16 protein-coding genes are annotated in these 15,952 nt (G+C 41.2%); 3 read left to right on the forward strand and 13 right to left on the reverse strand.

The features are described from left to right. Positions 1–12 precede the first annotated feature (12 nt). The 10 genes from AC0N32_RS01100 to AC0N32_RS01145 all read right to left on the reverse strand — a co-directional run bounded on the left by AC0N32_RS01100 (position 13) and on the right by AC0N32_RS01145 (position 10,207). A complete protein-coding gene (locus AC0N32_RS01100) occupies positions 13–1,239 on the reverse strand; it encodes a hypothetical protein (protein ID WP_476392036.1) in 1,227 nt (408 codons plus the stop codon). Next, on the reverse strand, positions 1,239–3,302 hold the full coding sequence (locus tag AC0N32_RS01105; protein WP_476392037.1) for a hypothetical protein: 2,064 nt from the start codon (positions 3,300–3,302) through the stop codon (positions 1,239–1,241). The genes AC0N32_RS01100 and AC0N32_RS01105 overlap by 1 nt, the downstream gene beginning before the upstream one ends. Before the next feature lie 16 nt (positions 3,303–3,318). After that, positions 3,319–3,987 (reverse strand): hypothetical protein, encoded by a 669-nt coding sequence (locus tag AC0N32_RS01110; protein WP_476392038.1) that lies wholly within the window; start codon positions 3,985–3,987, stop codon positions 3,319–3,321. A 17-nt stretch (positions 3,988–4,004) separates the two neighbouring features. Beyond that, complete coding sequence (locus tag AC0N32_RS01115; protein WP_476392039.1) at positions 4,005–4,721, reverse strand: DNA alkylation repair protein; 717 nt, start codon at positions 4,719–4,721, stop codon at positions 4,005–4,007. A 51-nt stretch (positions 4,722–4,772) separates the two neighbouring features. After that, positions 4,773–6,053 carry a cation:proton antiporter gene (locus AC0N32_RS01120; protein WP_476392040.1) on the reverse strand — a complete coding sequence of 427 codons (1,281 nt, stop codon included), beginning with the start codon at positions 6,051–6,053 and terminating at the stop codon, positions 4,773–4,775. A 25-nt stretch (positions 6,054–6,078) separates the two neighbouring features. After that, positions 6,079–6,708, reverse strand: coding sequence for a DUF4919 domain-containing protein (locus AC0N32_RS01125; RefSeq protein ID WP_476392041.1), 630 nt, complete (start codon positions 6,706–6,708; stop codon positions 6,079–6,081). After that, positions 6,708–7,937, reverse strand: a complete 1,230-nt coding sequence (gene hflX / locus AC0N32_RS01130) for a GTPase HflX (RefSeq protein WP_476392042.1) — start codon at positions 7,935–7,937, stop codon at positions 6,708–6,710. Before hflX ends, AC0N32_RS01125 begins: the two co-directional genes overlap by 1 nt. 294 nt (positions 7,938–8,231) lie before the next feature. After that, positions 8,232–8,606: a VOC family protein gene (locus AC0N32_RS01135; RefSeq protein ID WP_476392043.1), complete on the reverse strand. Its 375-nt coding sequence runs from the start codon at positions 8,604–8,606 to the stop codon at positions 8,232–8,234. 35 nt (positions 8,607–8,641) lie between these two features. Beyond that, positions 8,642–9,547, reverse strand: coding sequence for an AraC family transcriptional regulator (locus AC0N32_RS01140; RefSeq protein WP_476392044.1), 906 nt, complete (start codon positions 9,545–9,547; stop codon positions 8,642–8,644). Between the two features lie 486 nt (positions 9,548–10,033). Beyond that, a complete protein-coding gene (locus AC0N32_RS01145) occupies positions 10,034–10,207 on the reverse strand; it encodes a hypothetical protein (protein ID WP_476392045.1) in 174 nt (57 codons plus the stop codon). Here AC0N32_RS01145 and AC0N32_RS01150 point away from each other — a divergent pair. Next, the gene (locus AC0N32_RS01150; RefSeq protein ID WP_476392046.1) at positions 10,206–10,364 is read left to right on the forward strand and encodes a hypothetical protein; all 159 of its coding nucleotides are present in this window, start codon (positions 10,206–10,208) and stop codon (positions 10,362–10,364) included. The two genes, AC0N32_RS01145 and AC0N32_RS01150, sit on opposite strands and share 2 nt — an antisense overlap. 171 nt (positions 10,365–10,535) lie before the next feature. Then, positions 10,536–13,124 carry a DNA mismatch repair protein MutS gene (gene mutS / locus AC0N32_RS01155; RefSeq protein ID WP_476392047.1) on the forward strand — a complete coding sequence of 863 codons (2,589 nt, stop codon included), beginning with the start codon at positions 10,536–10,538 and terminating at the stop codon, positions 13,122–13,124. Positions 13,125–13,186: 62 nt separating this feature from the next. On the opposite strand, the gene AC0N32_RS01160 is transcribed toward mutS, so the two are convergent. Together AC0N32_RS01160 and AC0N32_RS01165 are read right to left on the reverse strand one after the other, a co-directional pair. Next, entirely contained in the window at positions 13,187–13,615 is a 429-nt protein-coding gene (locus AC0N32_RS01160; RefSeq protein WP_476392048.1) for an energy transducer TonB, read from the reverse strand. A 59-nt stretch (positions 13,616–13,674) separates the two neighbouring features. Beyond that, positions 13,675–14,469: a hypothetical protein gene (locus tag AC0N32_RS01165; RefSeq protein ID WP_476392049.1), complete on the reverse strand. Its 795-nt coding sequence runs from the start codon at positions 14,467–14,469 to the stop codon at positions 13,675–13,677. Positions 14,470–14,603: 134 nt separating this feature from the next. Here AC0N32_RS01165 and AC0N32_RS01170 point away from each other — a divergent pair, with 134 nt between their 5' ends. Further along, positions 14,604–14,990, forward strand: a complete 387-nt coding sequence (locus AC0N32_RS01170) for a ribosomal maturation YjgA family protein (protein ID WP_476392050.1) — start codon at positions 14,604–14,606, stop codon at positions 14,988–14,990. 4 nt (positions 14,991–14,994) lie between these two features. Here AC0N32_RS01170 and AC0N32_RS01175 read toward each other — a convergent pair whose 3' ends face one another. Further along, on the reverse strand, positions 14,995–15,912 hold the full coding sequence (locus AC0N32_RS01175; RefSeq protein WP_476392051.1) for a YARHG domain-containing protein: 918 nt from the start codon (positions 15,910–15,912) through the stop codon (positions 14,995–14,997). Between the last annotated feature and the right edge of the window lie 40 nt (positions 15,913–15,952).

Consider the following 15,952-nt stretch of genomic DNA (forward strand, 5'->3'; position numbering starts at 1 on the left):
TTTTTGGGCTTGCTACCACCTCAGAAGTAAAGGCAGATTGTTTTCTCTAAATTTAAATTTAACATAATAATCCTGGTCTTTCTGACCATAAAAAATATAGTCAATATCAGAAATCATCTTCTTTTCCTTTGGGGTAACCGATTTTAAATCAGCATATAATAACTCATTATTTCTGATAAAAATATAATTTTCATTCAGCCTCAATGAAGGTTGAATATTTTTTCCTTTAGACCGAATTTCAAAACCACCTTGCTTTTTTTCGATCACATTCGGCTGAAAAGGAATCGCCACAAACTGTCGTTGGGCATTCATCCACTTTTTGTTTTGAAAATATTGCTCAGTCTTTTCAGGATCGGAACTATGAAGAGATATAATGTAAGCAGGCTGCACAATTTTCCGGACGGTCTTTTTTTCAATTTCATTAAAATCATCATCATATTCGTACGTGATGATGGTGTCATTGACCTGTTGCAGGTCTGCATGGACTTTTAAATAATCAATTTTGGTATCTCTCAAATTCAAAGGAAAAACAGGACTCAACAAACGTATATTCTCAGCATCCAATTCCGTCTCAAGAAATGACCTGGTTCTTAATAACTTTCCGGTAACAGATTCAGGATCGTAGAAATTTGAATTGGTTTTAATCTCTATCTCGTTTGAATTCAGCTCAATAGTAAGATTAAAGCTGCTTTTACCGTTATTAAAAATGATACTGCCGATGCCTTTATCAATAAGAGAATTCGCATCAAAAATATTTTTTTGTGAAAGCTTAAAAACCTGTTTATAAATATTTTCCAGTCCCGCGACTGAAGTTCCTGCAATACATCCGTTATCGTAAACCCAAATGAAAATATGATCTTTCTTGAATACATTTCCGTTCAGCGCCTTAAATTTCTGTGACTTCAAAAACTTTAAAAACTGTTCTTTGTCCTTCAGGTCAAAAATACCGTACCAGTCTGCGGGTGACGAATTTTTAAGATGAAAAAACTGAAAAAAATCGGGAATAATAATCCCCGAATCTTTCAGGAAATCTGAATTTTTATGTCTTTTTTCAAACCACACCGACGGATGTGTCAGGAAATCAGAAATATATTGCCACTTTACTTTTTTAGCATTGATTAAAACGATTGCATCTGCATTTAGAGGCACCGGGGTATAGCTGTTCTTCGTATCATAAAAAACAAAATAGATGATCCCCGCAATAAGCAGTATAAAAGCAACAATAATTTTCTTCTTCATTACAGAACCGGCTGCTTTTTGTCTAATTCACTCAGTTTATAAATCTCATCGAACAGATCGAAGAAATACATCAGGCTGTTTTCAGAGGAATTTTCAATAGAATAATCGATTTCCGTTTCGATATTATTTCCTTTTGACTGGGATTTAAAATAAACTTCTCCCACATTCTTACGCAAGAGGTCGAGTATTTTTCTTTCGGAACCGCTTTTAAATTCTTTTTCCATCCCAACCAGAAGTTTCCTGACATCAAATCTTCCGGAAGCCGGATATTTTGATGAGTCCTTCATCCAGTCTTTAGATTTAGCACTTTGGTTATCAGTATTTAAACTCTCCACAGAAGTCGTCACATACACAATATTTTCTTTTACCGTGAAAAAAATCTGATCCATAAATCCACTTTCCTTATCATCTTTAAAAATGTAGAAATTCCCGTTTTTAGAGAAGTTCTTAGAGGTGTTCTTATTGGTGGCCAGCAGATTGAAGACCCGGTTCCAGTAGCCTTCATTTTCAGTAGCGAAAGCAAAAGTAAAATCCGGAACCACTACTTCTTTTGTTTTTTTCACTTCTTTTTCATTGTAATCATCGTCGTATTCGTAATCGGTATACGGTACGGTCTTGGATTTCAATTCATTGAGGACAAAAATTCCGTTTCCGGGGGCAATTTTAGAGATTTCTTTTTCATCCAGAACAATTTTTACAGTCTCCATGATGAGTTCCGCTTCCTTTTGATATTTAACATCTCCAGCATTTTTCATGAGTGCGTAGATCATATCGAAGTATTTGCTGCCATCCATATTGACGGCATAATACCCAATGCTTTTATCATTGATGAGCCTTGCGAGCTTCTTATTCTTTTTGCCGTTATAAATTTCTGCAAAGCTTTTCTGAACTTCAGGATCCGAATGCTGGTAACTGTTGACAAGTCTTACTTTATCCTTATCAAAATAAAGATTGTAGGATGAATTGGAATTATACACAGATGTAAAAAGACCGCCGAACTCGTAATTTTTCATCATTTTACCATACACCCCATTATTAACCAGGCGCCCATAATCCGTGTATACGAACACATCCGAACCTGCATCTCTGAAAGCGGTCATTTCCTTGGGAACTTCCAGTTCCATATCGGAGGAAAAGTATTCATCAAAAGACGTTTCGGCAAGTTTTTTCAGCACTTTAAATTTTTCTATTTTAAGAGAATCCATTTCTTTCTTAAAATCATCATATTCAGGAATCCGGAGATCCTCCATGTCTTCTTCCGGGCCGGGTTCCGGAACCGTTTCCGGAATTTTTTCAGAATAATTTTCATCGGTGGTATCTTTCTTTTTTTTCGGATACTCGTGATGTTTTTCGAGGTATTTGATATCTTTCTGTATTCTTTGTATTTCCGCATTATTGTCTTTAATGCTTTCCTTTAAATATTTAATATCATCTTTCAGATAATTAATCTCTTCTTTATAATCGAACGGTTTTTCAGGCTCTTCAACATAAGCGCTGTCTACGACAACACTATCTACCGCAGCGGCAACACTGTCAATGATTACAGCTGCACTATCTGCAACAGCCATATCTCCCCATTTGTCCTGATAAGGCTTTTCGTAACTTATCATTTTCAAAACGGCTCTGCTGCCATTCCATGCCACAAAAACATCATCATCCAGATTCACATAAGAATAATTGTTTCTCTTGGAAATTTCGAGTCCTTCTTTTTTAACCGAATGAATAAACTCACTGAATTTATCTTTATTATCCACGATAAAATGTGCCGAATACATCTTCACGGAATCATTGAAGGAAGCATAATGATACTGGGTGGCATCGTATTTAATGCCGGTCTTCGAATAATCGGTCCATGAATTTTTACCTTTTCCCTTTCCTTTTTTCGTCACTTCCTGGAGGATCGGGTTAAACTTCTGCCAGTTGATCTTTTTATCCAGCTGTTTCCCGTTGATTTCCATATAAAACAGGACATCAGCAGGCATTTTCATGCGCTGTTGGGCAAAAGCGAACGAAAAAACAAGGAATAAAATAAAAATTTGCGTCTTCTGTACGATAGATTTCATGAATCGTGGGGTGTATTTATTGAAAGAGGATATTATTTTGGAGCGGTTTCTTCTGAAGAATCAGATCTAAAAGATTAGCCTCAAGCTTCAGCGCTTTTCTGTTCGGAGAAAGTGAATAGGCGCTGTTGGATTGCGATTTTACTGTATTTTCAAATTGTAATACCGAAATGTAGCGCGCATTATTGAAGATTTCTTTATCGGCAGTGCTCATCTTCTCGTAATCGGTTTTGAAAGTATTCACTTTATTTCTGGTAAATGTCTTTTTAGCCGTGTTCTGGCTGTAAATATTGGTAGGAACCATTTTTCCGATGACGTTCCTGTTTTTCAGCTGTTCCAGTCCGACATTGATGTTTTCGATCTTCGTAAAATGACAGCTTAATTTAATGATGTAGTTATCAAAATCCATCGAAGTTTTCACATCCGAAATCCCGGGAGTCGACTTAAAAATCCTTGCTGCTTCATTAATTTTAGCTTCAATTTCCGGCTTCTTCGGAACTTTCTTCCCGTTGACGGTTTCCATTTTAGAGATGGAAGCCAGCCTTGTTTTACTCTTACTTGCATTCAGGATGATGGTGTATTCGCCGCTTCCGTCAGCATTTACGTGTACTTTATCTAAAATATCGAAACAGCTCGTAAGCATCAGCAAAGGCAGCAAAACGAAAAGCCGTTTAATATAATTTTTCATAGGTGTTATTTATTTCATTAAATTCTGCCTTTCAGATAATCCTGCCGCACATTTTCGTCAAGCTTTTCTATGGCATAACGCAGGCAGGTTCTGGGCATTTCTTTATAATACAGGTTCAGATAGTTCACTAATTCCAATTCATTTCTCTGCCCCATTTCCCGCAGCATCCAGCCATTGGCTTTATGCATCAGGTCGTGGGAATATTTCAGGTTCCGGATAACCAATTCCTTGGTGAGTTCAAAAACACCCTTTTTAATATAAAACAGGGTTCCCACAACCGCAATTCTCTTGTGCCACATTTCATCGGAGGCGGAAAGTTTTTGAAGCAGATCTTCTTTCTGATTTTCAAAACAATATCTGCCCAGAATTTTATAACAGCTTGAATCGACCAGATCCCAGTTGTTGATATAGTTCAGATGATCCAGATAAAACTCAACGATCTCTTTTTTGATCCTTTCATCCTTTGTTTTTTCAAATTTAGAAACCAAAATCAATAAAGCCGTGAGCCTGTGCTCATGGTATTTTGATGAAAGCAGCCCGCCAAGTTCCTGCAGTGTGATTTTAGAAAAAAATGCTTTGGCAACAGACCGCTGATCGGGAACTTTCACTCCGAGAAACAAATCTCCTTCACCATATTCTCCTTTTCCTGTTTTAAAATACTTCGGAAAGAATTCCGCTTTTTCGGGGATGGACAATACGGCGAGCGCTTCCTGTATTTCTTTTACTGTACTCATCTGCTGCTTCCGGATTAAAAATCAGATCTTAATTAATGTATTGACAGCCTTTTACTTCTCGTTATGTAAAGCGACCGTTTCCAACTCTTCTTCTTCCTTGGCAATCTTCTTGGGGTTGGCTATTTTGGCAATGGTAAGTCCCTGAACCACTATAGAAAATACAACCACACAATAAGTAATACTTAAAACAGCATTGCTGTATTCATTTTTCGGAATAGAAAGCGCCAGTGCAATAGAAACCCCGCCCCGGATTCCTCCCCATACCAGAACTTTTACCGTCTGCGGACTAAAGGTTCTCTGCATAAATTTGGTAGGCCCGTAAATGGAAACCAGCCTGGCGACAAGAACCACGACGATAGCGACGAGCCCCGGAATCATATAATGGCTGAGATCTTTGATCACCAAAAGCTCAAACCCGATAAAAAGGAATAATACCGCATTGAGTATTTCATCGATCAGTTCCCAGAATTTGATCAGATAATCCTGGGTGATGGATTTCATTTTAAATTTAACATTAAAGTTACCCATGAACAAACCTGCGGCAACCATGGTCAGCGGTCCCGAAATATGCATCTGGCGGGCAATAAGATATCCTCCCATGACCACCGACAGCGTTACCAGTACGGAAATAATATAATCATCCACTTCACGCATCAGCCTTGAGGTAACCCATCCTAACACAACACCCAGCAACAAACCTCCACCAGCTTCTTTCAGCAGCAGCAATCCTATGCTTTCAATGCCGAGATCGACTTCATTACCGATCGCCAGCTGAAGCACAACCGTAAAGACCACAACCGCCATACCGTCGTTAAACAAAGACTCTCCCGCCACTTTTGTTTCCAGCGATTTCGAAACATTCGCCTGTTTCAGGATACTCAAAACGGCTACAGGATCGGTAGGCGAGATCAGCGCCCCGAAAAGCAGGCAGTAGATAAACGGAAGATGGATCCCCAGAAAAGGCAGGAGATAAAACATTCCGAAACCCACCACAAACGTGGAGATGACAACACCTAAGGTGGAAAATATCAGTACGGGCCGCAGCTGTTCTTTAAGATCATCAATATTAATATGAATACCTCCGGCAAAAAGCAGGAAGTTCAACATGGCGCCCATCAGGACTTCCGTAAAATCGATACCGCTCATCAGGTTGTGAAGATGGCCGAATGTTCTGGGCAGCACCGCCTCTCCGAAAGAGACCAGGAATATGGAAACGGCAATGGCGATGACCATGATACCGATTGTGCTGGGAAGTTTCAGGAACCTGTAGTTCAGGTAGGCAAATATGGATGCTAAAACTATTAAAGCTGAAAATGAATAATATAATTCCACTAAGCGGTTTTTTTGTTATTGGGTATTAAAAATCGATATAAAGTACTTTGATGTAAACGCTGTTATTGTCTTTCTGCCAGATGTCGAGCATCCCGTCCTTTGCGGGCTTGGAACCCCTTTCATAGTCTTTCCCAAGGTTCAGGATGTTGAGAAGGATGTATTCATCCCCTACCGAGTTTACCAGGTATGCCGTTTTCTCGGATTTTCCGTCACCCGAACTTCTCATCGCATCGGTAAGGATGCGGAACTGGCTCAGGTAATAGAGAAAATTGTTTCCGTCTTTCTTGGAATCATAGGCCTGGAGCAGGATCAGAAGGACATCCAGATTGGTGGGATCTTTTTCATACAGATCTTTTCCTTTCCTGATACACTCATCAAAATCACCATTCTTAAAGGCTTCTGCTAGGGTTTTAAAGGCTTCATCGGTGGTAGAGACCAGATCACTTCTGAAATTCCTGCCGTAGTACAGATGCTGGGCCTCTATCGTGTCCAGCGATTTGGGATAGGCTTTATATTTAAAAATCAGCTTATCATAATGGTAAGGCGATTTCTGGTTTTTAAGGTCTTTCCCGATCATTTTCAGATCGATCTTCGCTTTCTGGCCGAAGCTGATCACTGAGGTGAGCAGCAGTAAAAGGAACAGCGGATATTTCATTATTCTTGATGTTGGTTTTCGTCCTCGTCATTGTCGAAATATTCGAAGAGGAAATCGTTGTACGGGAATCTTGAAATATGGATCTTCATCACCTCATCGTAGATCATTCTCTTCATTTCAGGAAAGTTTTCCTTCGTAAGCGCCGAGATAAATACGGTCGGGTATTTAGATTTTGCCATCCAGGTATTCTTCCATTCTTCAAGAGAAATATTCTTCCGGGTGGAAGGGGTAAGATCGTCCTCGTCTTTCTTTTCGTAGCTGAAATCATCGATCTTGTTGAACACCATCACCATAGGCTTCTGATGCGCATTGATCTCCATCAGAATCTGGTTTACCGAATCGATATGATCTTCAAAACTTTCATGGGAAATATCCACGACATGAATCAGAAGATCTGCTTCGCGCACTTCATCGAGGGTAGATTTGAAGGACTCCACCAGCTGGGTAGGCAATTTTCTGATAAACCCTACCGTATCGGTAAGCAGGAACGGCAGGTTTCCGATTACGACTTTCCTTACGGTGGTGTCCAGTGTGGCAAATAATTTATTTTCGGCAAAGACCTCAGATTTCGAAAGGGCATTCATCAAGGTTGATTTTCCGACATTGGTATATCCCACGAGCGCTGCCCTTACTACTTTCCCACGGTTATTTCGCTGGGTCGCCATCTGTTTGTCGATCGTTTTCAGCTTATCTTTCAGGAGGGAAATCCTGTCGCGGATGATCCGTCTGTCGGTTTCGATCTCCGTTTCCCCAGGACCTCTCATCCCGATTCCCCCTTTCTGCCGCTCAAGGTGGGTCCACATCCTGGTCAGACGTGGAAGAAGATATTGGTACTGCGCCAGCTCCACCTGCGTTCTCGCATAAGAAGTGGTGGCTCTCTGGGCAAAAATATCGAGGATAAGGTTGGTTCGGTCCAGTATTTTTACTTCCATCTCCCGCTCAAGGTTTTTCAGCTGGGATGGTGACAGCTCATCATCAAAGATGACGGTGCCTATTTCGTTTTCTTTTACATAATCTCTGATTTCCTGTGCTTTACCGCTTCCAATAAACGTTTTGGAATCGGGCTGCGTCAATTTCTGGGTAAATCTTCTGTCTACGGTAGCCCCGGCAGTGTACGCCAAAAACTCCAGCTCATCCATATATTCCTGAAGTTTATCCTCATCCTGATGCTGTGTGACAACACCTACCAAAACGGCCTTCTCGTAATTGTGTTCTTTCTTTTCTAGCATTAAATTCTATCTGTATTTGTGAGATTTACAAGATACCATTTTTCATCAAAAAAACCAAGACGAATTTTCGTGGTATGGATTCCATAAAGCATTAGCCCTATCTTCAAATACGGAACAAAATAATGGCCTAGCTAAATTTACCATAAGTTTTGGCTAAAGCCCTTTTTCTGTGAATCCGGGAAAGTGGGCTGAAGCCCACTCCTATTGATATGATCCCTGAAGTTCAATAAAAAACAGGATGCCTGTAGAGAAATCCTGTTAATTCATAGTAATCGATAATCTTTCTGAGTTGCTTTACTCTGCCGGTTGCCACAGCTGAATCTTATTTCCTTCGACATCAAGGATATGAACGAACTTCCCGTAGTCGTAGGATTCGATTTCGTCGACAATCACAACGCCCTGCTCTTTCAGTTCTTTCACGAGCGATTCCAGGTCTTCTACCCTGTAATTGATCATAAAATCCTTCTCTGAAGGGTTAAAATAAGTAGTGCTTTCCGGAAAAGGATTCCATTGGGTAGTACCTTTATTACCGGTATCTTTTTCCAGCCACTCAAAACTTGTTCCGTAAGGAGTGGTATCAAATCCGAGGTGTGTTTTGTACCATTCATTGACTGCTTTGGGATCTTTGCATTTAAAGAAAACCCCACCGATTCCTGTTACTTTTTTCATTTTGTTTTAATTGTTTATTGTTATTTCTTTTTATCCTAACCTTCCAATGGCATCACCGGTATGCAGAATTCAAGGTGAAAATAACTCCAGTTGAACCTGTTTTCCTTATCCAGGAAAATCTCCATGGCAGGCATGTGTCGGCATTCATACGCACTGCGGATCAGCCATATATCAAACATATAATTCATGGCTGCCGTCACCTCACCGAGATCACCGGATACTTTGGTCACGGCGTAAGTGCAGGCCGGCAAAACGGTGGTCTGCATAAGGCTGTTGCCGGTTATCCTGAAATGATCGGGAAGTGTGATGCATACTTCATACCTGTATTTTTCTTTTGGGGTCACATCCGGATCGTCCAGCGACATCCCGAAAACCGTTTCGATTTCAAAAAGACCATGCTCTTTCGCCCAGTCTTCCATATCCTTAAATGCATTCAGAACCACACCCTCCCTGAAAGCATCCACCACCCGGATGTAGGCGATCTTTCTTTCCGGAAACGCCCTGATCTCTACCGGAAACCTTTTCTGCAGCTCCCCTTCATCCCTATTGCAATGATCGGTATTTACAGGGTATAATGCTTTGCGGATCTTGCTATTTTTGATCTCCGTGCCGTTTTTGTATTCGGTGGGGCTGATCCCGAAATAATTCCTGAACAGCCTCGAAAATGAAGAAGTACTTGAAAAGCCGCATTCCAAAGCAATATCAGAGATTCTTCTTCCTGAAAACCTCAGGAGCCGTGCCGCTTTTTCCATACGGATGCGGTTGATAAAATTCTTAACAGTTTCACCCGTTACCGCCACAAAGATCCTGTGAAAATGAAACGGCGAGAAAAAAGCTTCCGCAGCCAGTTCTTCCAGCGAAATATTTTTATCAACGTGGGTATTGACATAGTCGATGGCCCTGTTGATCCGGTTTACATAGATCTCGTTTGTCTTTTTCACGTTCTTGTTTAATAGCATCGTCCCTTCTGATCCGGAACTCATACCCGCTTATCAAATATAACGCTATTAAGTTTCATCCTGCCTATTTTCAGGATAATCCTTTAAAGCTTTTGTTAAATGAAATAAGTGCAAGGATTTACTCGTCTTTTCATAAACACAGAGTATACTAAGGTTCCTTCAGGGTACACGGCCCTTCGAGAGCATAGGTCCGCCAGTCGATTGCTTTCTACCGATTCTATAAATTCCATATCCATATACCCTAAACCCTCAAACTCTACTACCTTAAACTAATGCACACCCCTTATCACTCGGTAGAAATCCGACCTCGCCGATAACATGCGCATGGAAAGATTCGTGTTGAGATCCTTTCAGGATGACAATTGGAGTGGTAACTAGGCCCTTCAACATTTAACCGACTACTTTTAAATTCCACTCCTCCGGAGGGGTGGCGGAAATTCCAACGGAATTTACGACGGGGTGGTTCTATTACGCTGTTACACTCGAAACCATCACTCCCACAAAAAACTCCCGCCGGGAAAGATCTCTCAGATCGGAGTCAACACACTTGATGAAAACTCCCGCCCTCTTGATAAAATGCTTGGCACTGATGGCAATGACCGGTCCGCCCGAGTGAGAGTGAACGGACAGTGCTGATGGCATGGTCCAGACAGTACGTGAGAGGGAAACCCTGTCCTCCGAGCGAGGGAAACATCTTCCTTCGGGCGGAGGACGAGGCATCTTACGGGCGACACCATCGGTTTCCTTTCAGGACTTAACCGTTTTCTCTAAAATGACCTTGGGATGTTTCGAATCATAAGCGCCTGACGACGATGCAGGAAACATTTAGGGTTATTCGTTTTGGCCGGAAGGATCTATCCCACTCATTGGTTTTAGTTTATTCCAAAAAATATCTATTGCAATTTCAAAAACTTTCCTTCTACTGTTTTATTTCATATTTTTACCAACCTAATTTTTAAGACCGATTTTAATGGCAAAGACAGCGAAGAAAGAAACCCCGTTAATGATGCAGTACAATACCATCAAGGCGAAATATCCTGATGCACTTTTACTATTCAGGGTGGGTGATTTTTATGAAACCTTCGGTCAGGATGCTGTCAGAACGTCTCAGATTTTAGGGATTGTTCTCACCAAAAGAGCCAATGGAGAGGGCCATATCGAGCTGGCGGGATTTCCGCACCACTCCGTGGATTCTTATCTGCCCAAACTGGTACGGGCCGGAATGCGGGTAGCCATTTGCGACCAGTTGGAAGATCCGAAAATGGTGAAAGGAATCGTAAAAAGAGGGGTAACGGAACTGGTAACTCCGGGAGTGACCTTCAATGACCAGGTTTTAAATTCTAAAAAGAATAATTTCCTGCTTTCCCTGCATAAGGAAAAAGAGAAGTTTGGGATTGCCTTGGTGGATATTTCTACCGGCGAATTCCTCGTGAGTGAAGGAAACCTGGAAAAGCTGCTTCATATTGTGAACACCTTTGATCCCAGCGAAATTATCTATCAGCGAAGCGTACAGATTCCGGAGCAGATCAGGAACAGGAGTGCTTTTAAGCTGGAAGACTGGGCTTATCAGTATAATTTTGCCTACGAAAAACTGACGGCCCATTTTAAAACCAACTCGTTAAAAGGTTTTGGCGTGGAGAATCAGCAGCTGGCGATTACGGCTGCAGGGGCCATTTTTGCTTACCTGGTTGAAGATACCCATCATAATTTACTGTCACACATTACCAAAATGCAGGTTATTCCGCAGGAAGATTACCTGATGATGGACCATTTTACTTTAAGGAACCTTGAAATCGTCTATCCCAGCAGTCCGCAAGGTAAATCCCTGCTGGATATTATCGACAAGACATCTACCCCGATGGGAGGAAGGCTGCTTAGGAGAAGGATAATCCTTCCGCTAAAATCTGTAAGTGAAATCAACAGAAGGCTTTCTTTAATTGACTTTTTAAACGAAAACGATCATCTTAAATATGAAATTTCCCAGCTGCTGAAATCCATTTCGGATCTTGACCGGCTGATGGGAAAACTGGCAGCAGAAAAAATCTCCCCGAAAGAGCTGGGATACCTGCGCCAGAGTTTGCTTAATATCCACAAAATTAAAGGGCTGCTGCACCCGCATGCTGAGGTATTGGCGTGGCTGGATCCCCTGTACGACCAGGAGGAGCTGATCAAATGTCTTCAGAATCATCTGAATGACGAACTCCCGGTGAATCTTGCCAAAGGAAATGTGATTAAAGAAGGGATCTCCGAAGAGCTCGACAGGCTGCGTGGCCTTCAGTCTAAGGGGCGCGGCTTCCTGGATGAAATGTGCCAGAGAGAAATTGAAAGAACGGGAATCACCAGCCTTAAGATCGATTTTAATAATGTTTTCGGGTATTATATCGAAGTCCGCAACACCCATAAAGATAAGGTTCCGGCAGACTGGCTCAGAAAACAGACGCTCGTGAACGCTGAAAGATACATCACGGAAGAGCTGAAAGAATATGAAAACCAGATTCTGGGTGCAGAAGAAAAGATCGGTGTGCTGGAAAACGAACTATACCGAAAAGTATGCGGAGACACGATCATCTATATGGATCAGATTCAGGAAAACTCGAATATCATTGCGCAGCTGGATGTCGCAGTCGGACTTTCCGAGCTGGCGGTTTCTGAAAGCTATACAAAACCTGTTCTCAATGAGAGCTTTTCCATCGACCTGAAAGAAGCGCGGCACCCGATCATTGAAAACGCACTTCCTTTAGGGGAAAAATATATTCCGAACGATATTTTCTTAGATAAAGACTCCCAACAGATCATCATGGTGACCGGGCCGAATATGGCGGGTAAGTCGGCGATCCTCCGTCAGACCGCTATTGTGTGCCTGATGGCACAGATCGGAAGTTTCGTTCCGGCAAAATATGCTGAGATTGGCATTTTAGATAAGATTTTCACAAGGGTTGGGGCAACGGATAATATTTCTGCAGGAGAATCAACTTTTATGGTGGAAATGAATGAAGCCGCGAATATCCTCAACAATATTTCCGAAAGAAGCCTTATTCTTCTGGATGAAATCGGCCGCGGAACATCCACATATGACGGGGTTTCCATTGCCTGGGCCATTGCTGAGTATCTTCACCAGCATCCTACGCAGGCCAAGACCCTGTTTGCCACCCATTACCATGAACTGAATGAAATGACGGTGAATTTTGAAAGGGTGAAGAATTTCCATGTCTCCATCCAGGAAAACAAAGGCAATATCATATTCCTGAGAAAGCTGGTTCCCGGCGGAAGCGAGCACAGTTTCGGGATTCATGTCGCAAAACTGGCGGGGATGCCTTCTAAAGTGGTCAACAGGGCCAACGAAATCCTGAAAACCCTGGAAGCCAGCCGTACCCAGGGCAGCTCTTCGGAAAGCATCAAAAGAGTGACTGAAGAAAATATGCAGCTTTCATTTTTCCAGCTGGATGATCCCGTGCTGGAGAACATCCGTGAAGAGCTGACAAAAATAGACATCAATACGCTGACACCGATAGAAGCTTTAATGAAGCTGAATTCCATAAAAAAAATGATTGGCGGATAACCAATCATTTTAAGTCTGCTTAAACTTTATGGTTAATTCTGCAATTTGTTTAGGCTATTTATTTAATTTTTCTTGAGTGTTAAAGGAAAAGTGTATAGATAGCGTACGGGTTCGCCATTGATGGTGGCAGGCTTCCATTTCACGAAGAGCCTTCTCACGGCAGCTTCAGCCGCATCGGAATGTTTTTTGTCGCTTCCTGTCGCAGTCACGAATCTTACGTAACCCGTTTTTTCGACAATGAAATAAACTCTGGTATCAATACTTTTGGATTTCACATCGATGATCTCCATTTTTTCTGCAAATTGTCTTCTGAAATTCTCCATTCCGCCGGGAAATTCTGCCTGCGTATCGGCTTTGGTAACGACATCATCCAGTTTCATTTTCTTTTTTAAAACGTTGTAATCCGGAAGCTGCGAAACCGAGCTGTAGTCTGCCTGTGCAAACATTAAACAACTGCTCAACAATACTGAAAATAACAAAATCTTCTTCATACTGTACATATTTGATTGTTTTTCAGCAGCAAAAAGAGCGCCGAAGCGCTCTGATATGATCAATGGTTGTATTCGTAGGTCGTGATCTCCGATTTGTATGGTTGGTTGTTACTGTGATAATAATCCCGGACTGCTTTTACAGGATAGCTCTTACTGTTGTATTCATAGGTTGATTTGAAAATGGTCGATTCTTCTCCCCCGCTGGAATATGTTATGAGGTTTCTGTACTCCTTGACGTTTCTTGAAGATCCGTTCAGGTCTTCGCTTTCCAGCATCTTTATAAAGCCTGTTACGTTTTTGAAAGGATAATTTCCGCCGTCGTACACAATATTTTGCAGGCTTCCCGTTCCGGTACTTGTTGTTGTGCCCTGAACGCTGGTGACGGTTTCCGTCCAGTTTTTTAATGACCCGTCAGAATTGGTATAAGCGTTCCTCACGTATATTTTGCTGCTGCCCTGAGCAGTCATCGTGTGTGTTATTTTGATCTGATCACTGCCAATATAAAGATAGGTTACCGTATTCGTCACATTGGGAAAATCGGTGGAGGTATACGTTTTCTTGGTAATTTTCTGGTTGCTGTTGTACGTAAGGAGCACGGTATCGATGGTTCCGTCAGAAAAAGTGTCTGTGTATTTGGTAATCAGATCTCCCGTATAGGTAAAAGCCCTCGTCCAGTTTTCGGTGGTGTTTTTCATTTCGGTGATTTTGGCTCCGCTGTAGCTGAACGTAAAATTGTCGCCATCCTGAACCATTTTGGTAACCAAAACCGGATTATCGAATTCTGAAGTGTCCTGATCGGCAGTTCCGCAAGAAATAACGGCACATAAAGTGAATAATAAATAATTTCTTCTCATCTTGTATTAATTTCCACAAAAATAGCGGAAATATTTTTTAATATCGAAATTAAGCCGTAAAATATTTGAGTTTTTATTCCAAATATGTTTAGCTTTTTATTAAATTCAATATTATTGCGTAGAAATAAAACCTCATGATAAAATTTAAATTCAATCTTAAATATTTTCTGCTCTCGTTTATCCTGTTCATTACTGAAGTACTCATTGCTACCGTATTGAAGCATATTTTCTTTGTGCGGGCTTATCTGGGAGATGTCATCGTGGTGATGTTACTTTATACCCTGGTGAAATCTTTTTTCATCGTCAAAGACGACAGGAAACTCATTGCCGGAATCTTTATCTTCTCATTTCTGGTTGAATGGGCGCAGTATTTCAATATTGCTGATAAAATGGGACTTTCGCCTGGCAGCATCATGTACATTATGGTTGGAAATTCATTTTCCTGGGTAGATATAGCGTGCTACGCCGCCGGATGCCTGCTGCTTTTGCCTTTCGTGAAAGCTAAATCAGAAGAGATTTGATAAACTATCTTCCGAAACTGTCGTATTTGTCTTCTGCGTATTTGATAAAGCGGTTCAGTAGAGCCACGTTTTCCTTTTCCAGCGGCGTAAGGTCGTTGTCTACATTATTGGAAACAGGAATATACCAGTCGGTCTGCTCAAAAAAGTTTCTGTAAGTCGCTTTTTTAAAGGAGTATCCATGGCGGGCAAATACGGAATTCTTAATAATTTCCATATCCAGTTTACGGAGATTCTTAAGATCTTTTTCCGTTAATTTCTGTTTAGAGGCATTGATTTTAAATACCGCATCAGAAGCAATCCTGTTTTTGGAAGCGGTATAGGTTTCTGTTTTGCCGGTTTCTTCATCGGTGTATTTTTCAACAAAACTTTTCGGGTTTTCCCAGTCGATAAGGTCATTATCGGGACTCAGCATAAAATTCGGGTTATAGACAAATTCTTTTTTCACCAGTTTCAGTGTCTTTAGCGGTGCTTTAACGGCTGTTTTATTGAAAGCGCTCCATTTTCCGGTAAGGCTGTCATTGTTTAATTTAACCTCAAACCTGCCGTCTGTTTTATCATTTCCGGGTTCATCCAGAATAAAAGATTTTGACGCCTCTTTAAAAACGCCGCGAAAAGGCCTTTGGTTGCCATCAACAATGCTCTGCCCGTATACGCTGTCTTTGGTGATCCTGTTGATTTTCAGCGATAATTTTTTATATACATCATCTTCATAAGCTTCACCTATTTCCGGGGTAATCATCTCCTTGCCTGCAAAGTCCCCCATGTAGATTCCGTAATATTCTTTGTAAATTTCAGGAATAGCTACAGAGTCTTTTTGTGCTTTAAGGCTGTCTTTATTTTTACTCGTATTTTTTGATTCTTTTTTACAGCTTATCAGGGCGATGGCCAAAACTGAGATGAAAGTGAGTTTTAAAATTTTCATATTTAATGTGTTATTGTTTAAAAATACAGGATTTTGAGAA

The organism is Chryseobacterium endophyticum, from assembly GCF_056333165.1.